Annotated in this window: 5 protein-coding genes and 1 pseudogene; 3 read left to right on the forward strand and 3 right to left on the reverse strand. The window is 46.7% G+C overall.

Translation table 11 applies throughout. The annotated features are described in order from the left end of the window. Positions 1-225: 225 nt before the first annotated feature. Positions 226-789, reverse strand: coding sequence for a chromate transporter (locus tag DWX68_RS14350; RefSeq protein WP_107001912.1), 564 nt, complete (start codon positions 787-789; stop codon positions 226-228). Between the two features lie 14 nt (positions 790-803). Then, positions 804-1,379 (reverse strand): chromate transporter, encoded by a 576-nt coding sequence (locus tag DWX68_RS14355; RefSeq protein WP_118630014.1) that lies wholly within the window; start codon positions 1,377-1,379, stop codon positions 804-806. A gap of 270 nt (positions 1,380-1,649) precedes the next feature. On the opposite strand from DWX68_RS14355, the gene DWX68_RS14360 reads away from it, so the two are divergent. The 3 genes and pseudogenes from DWX68_RS14360 to DWX68_RS14365 all read left to right on the forward strand — a co-directional run. After that, positions 1,650-2,636: a LysR family transcriptional regulator gene (locus DWX68_RS14360; protein ID WP_182432204.1), complete on the forward strand. Its 987-nt coding sequence runs from the start codon at positions 1,650-1,652 to the stop codon at positions 2,634-2,636. Positions 2,637-2,820: 184 nt separating this feature from the next. Then, positions 2,821-2,946, forward strand: coding sequence for a hypothetical protein (locus DWX68_RS15050; RefSeq protein WP_279220437.1), 126 nt, complete (start codon positions 2,821-2,823; stop codon positions 2,944-2,946). Between the two features lie 65 nt (positions 2,947-3,011). Further along, positions 3,012-3,323 (forward strand): annotated as a pseudogene (locus DWX68_RS14365) (Uma2 family endonuclease); the annotation flags it as partial. 27 nt (positions 3,324-3,350) lie between these two features. Here DWX68_RS14365 and DWX68_RS14370 read toward each other — a convergent pair. Further along, a complete protein-coding gene (locus DWX68_RS14370) occupies positions 3,351-3,971 on the reverse strand; it encodes a flavodoxin family protein (protein WP_118469527.1) in 621 nt (206 codons plus the stop codon). Positions 3,972-4,180 lie beyond the last annotated feature (209 nt).

A 4,180-nucleotide genomic window follows, 5' to 3' on the forward strand; every position in this document is an offset into this window, starting at 1 on the left:
TCCAAGGATTGTCAACGATTTTTCTATATTTGTTATTCTTTTTATTTTGTTGTGATTTTTTAGAATATTCTAACCATTTGAAGTCTATGCATCTATTTCCCCTAATCCCAGAAATGGCATCGAATCAAAAGAATCCGATGCCATTTCCATCCATTCATAAATACAGCTTTCAATCTCCATCTACACTCTCATTTATATCTATTACCTATTCCTATACTACCTTCTCTACAAATGATACTCAATCAATTTAACTGCCAGGCTGACACCGCCGCAGACCCACATCACAAGAATTGGGTTCAGTTTCCATTTACGGAGCGCTATAAAAGCTGCCGAAAAAAGAACCAGACTGCCCCACTGGATCATCCTTTCCCCATTTACCTCTGGAAGAACTGCTGCCAGTAGCATCGAAAGTCCGGCACCTGCGATCAGCGCCACTACCGCTGGGCGAAGACTGCCTAAAATACTTCCCATCGCAGAGCCGCCACGGTAACGCCGATATATGTATGCCAATACCGATACAATGATACAAGATGGGAAAATACATCCCCAGGTTGCCGCAACCGCCCCCGGAAGTCCCGCTATCCGAATTCCGACAAAGGTTGCTGAATTGACCGCAATCGGTCCCGGCGTCATTTCCGCGATCGTGATAAGATTCGTAAACTCCGTCATCGTGATCCATCCCTGTCGTTCCACAATCAGGCTCTGTACCAGTGGAATCGCCGCGTAGCCGCCGCCCACGCTGAAAAGCCCTATCTGCAGAAAGCTCAAAAATAATTGTATATAGATCATATCTATTCTCCCCTCTATACCGCACCAGCCGTCTGCTCACGTTTTCTCATCCAGATAAATCGAATCGTTCCCGCCAGAATACCCGCCGCAATGATATAGATTACATTCACATCCAGCACAAAATCAGCCAGGAACGCAATTACCATGATTGCAATTGAATACAGCTTTTTTTCCTTCAGAACATTCACTCCCAGCCCACAGGAAACATCCAGAATCACAGCCGCCACGCCGACTCGCATTCCCTCTAGTGCTGCTGCCACCCAGATGTTCGACGCAAACGCGGCGTAACAGACGGATAAAACCGCCAGAATCGCCATCGGCGGAAGAATCGTTCCGATGACTGCCACCACCATTCCGACAAACCCATATACTTTCCAACCAACCAAAATTGCCCCATTTACCGCAATCGCGCCCGGACAGGACTGTGCCAGTGCGGTAAAATCAAGCATTTCCTGTTCATCAATCCAGTGAAGCTCATCCACGAAACATTTCTTCATAAATGTCACAATGACAAAACCGCCCCCGAATGTAAATGCGCTGATATAAAGTGTTTTTAAAAATAAAACCAGCAGTCGATGCTTCTGTTTCATCTGCCATTCCCCCTTTTTCTATTTTATCTTTTGTCTCTCCCAGTTCTCCTTCACGCAAAACAACATTCCTTTTTCTGTGCCCATTATAACACTTGCCAATTCATTTTAAAATTACTATAATTTATATATGGTTCTTATCAAAACATCTATGATCGTCTATAAAAGCAGCGCCGTCAAAAATAACCTTTCTGACGGCAGGCAAAAAGCAGGACAAACACACAGATACGAATGTTTCCCACTCCTTATGAAACATTCAGGAAAGGAGTTTTCATGACACTGCGGCATTTCCGAATTTTTATCGAAGTAGCATCCGCCGGAAGCATCACACAGGCGGCACGCAATCTCTACCTGACGCAGCCAACCGTCAGCACCGCCGTCCGGGAGCTCGAAGAACACTACGGAACATTATTTTTCGACCGGATCAACCAGCGTCTGCGAATTACCGGCGAAGGGCGGCGTTTTCTCGACTATGCACGCCATTTTATCCAGATGTACGATGAAATGGAGCTGGCATTTTCCAATTCCGGAATCAGCGGAGTTCTCCGCATCGGTGCCAGCACCAACGTGGGGATTTCCTATCTGCCACGTTTCATGCAGCTATTTCAAGAGACATATCCCCAGGTGCACACGCAGGTCCATATACAGACGACCGCACAGACGGAAGCCATGCTCTTAAATGGAGCGCTAGATCTTGCAATCGTCGGCGGAACCATCCACTCCGAACAGATTGCCCTGACTCCCCTGTTTCAGGAACACTACACCGCCATCTGCGCGCCGGGACACCCGATGGCAGGAAAAACCGTTTCCATCAATACATTTATGAAACAACCGCTGCTCTTTCGCGAAGTCGGCAGCACCTCCTATGAAGTATTTCAAAATGCCATCCGCCAGACCGGCTGTGAGGTCACCCCTGCCTGGGAAAGCACCTCGCAAGAGGCCATTCTCGAAGCCGTCCGCCTGGGGCTTGGCGTCACGATTCTTCCAAGCACTATGATCGAAGCTGAGCTGAGACTCAGTGCCATTTCCCGGATCTATTTTTCGGATTTTTCTTTTCAAAATACCGTTCATCTGGCGTGGCATCAGAGCAAGTTTCTGTCTCCTGTCATGCAGGATTTTGTCCAAATGACGCGTGAACTTTTGCCATCCAACCATATTTCCGCTCAAAATCCCCCGGGAATCTCCCCTCATGCATATCCTGTCCACAGAAATTTTCCGAAAGACTCTCCCGCAGCTACGCTCACTGATCTGCGATATTAAACTACCCTGGGAAAAATTTCGAAATGCATCGGTGCTCTATCAGATGCCTCTTCGTCATTTTCTGGCAAATGCGTTCTTTTCCGCTCTACTGGAACCAGGCAGCGGACTGGAAGATATGATTCTACAGATGAAGGGGATCGCGTTAGAGTATGCCATCGTCCGCTACAGTCTTTTCCTGTGATGGATGTATGACGGTTCCGGTAAACTTCCGTATGAGACGGTTCGCGATTATCAGGTCATCATTATCCATATGACCGGATACGACGCTGAGGTTATCTGGGATTGGTTGCGAATACGTACGGATGATTGAAAATAATTTCTTCCTGTTATACTTTTAGGTATAGGTATACCTATATTTCAAAAGATTACTGAAAATTGCCCGACGGGCAGCATGCAGAGCTGATCGACGGGCAATTTTATAATATGGCACCTCCGAGCCGGATTCATCAGAAAATTTCCTACCAGATTTCCCACCTTCTTGGAAATTATATCGAGTCCAACGGCGGAGAATGCCGCGTTTATCCGCCTCCTTTCGCTGTCAATCTGGATGCGGATGATAAAGATTGGGTTGAGCCTGATATCTCTCTTATCTGTGATCCGAATAAATTGATCGACCGCGGCTGTTCCGGCGCTCCCGATCTCATTTTCGAAATCGTATCTCCATCCAGCCGGCGCATGGACTACATTATCAAAAATGCTCTGATTCCCTTAAACTTACCGAATAAAATTCGTCGCCGTCCGCTCCTCCTGTTCCGGAAGACCATATTCTTTCTTGCCAAGCTCGATGGACTTCATAAGAAATGTCATATTCTTTGCAAGCATCCGCATCGTCTGCTTGCCTTCCTCATCCATCTCTGCCTCCCCTTTCTCACAGCCGTGAATACTGTTCCAGTATCTGCTGGATGCGATCGGCATATTGCTGATGGTAAAAAATTTGTTCAATTCATCAAAAGTCGCTGAGCAGCCGCCTCTGCGTGCACAGACTACACTGGCACCCACCTTCATGCTCTTATCAAAGGACGTGCTGTAAAACAAGCGGTCAAGACAGGCAATCAGCGTCGCATTAGCCGATGCATAGTAGACCGGACTGGCAATCACCAGGCCATCCGCCGCCTCAAAGAGAGGTGCCAGCTCATTTACGATATCATCAAACACACATTTTCCAATTTCGCTACACTGGTTACAGGCAATACAGCCCCGGATATCTTTATTTCCAATCTGTATGGTTGTTACCTCTACCCCACTATTTCGAAATACATTCTCCATTTCCCGGATGGCAATGGATGTGTTGCCGTTTACACGTGGACTTCCGTTTAGAATTAATACTTTGCTCATTTGGTTTCCTCCTTTTATTCTACGATACATTTATTCCAACAAATTGCTTTTAAACAGTCTGTAAGCGTATATATTGTCTTCAGGTGTCTACAACTGTCTACATAAAAATGAAAATGCAAAAAAGCGGAAACCCTGATGAATCAAAGCTTCCGCAATAATAAAAAAGAGCGCGAGACGGGACTCGAACCCGCGGCCTCGACCTTGGCAAG

The sequence above is a fragment of the Clostridium sp. AF20-7 genome (assembly GCF_003479275.1).
Classification (GTDB): domain Bacteria; phylum Bacillota; class Clostridia; order Lachnospirales; family Lachnospiraceae; genus Otoolea; species Otoolea fessa.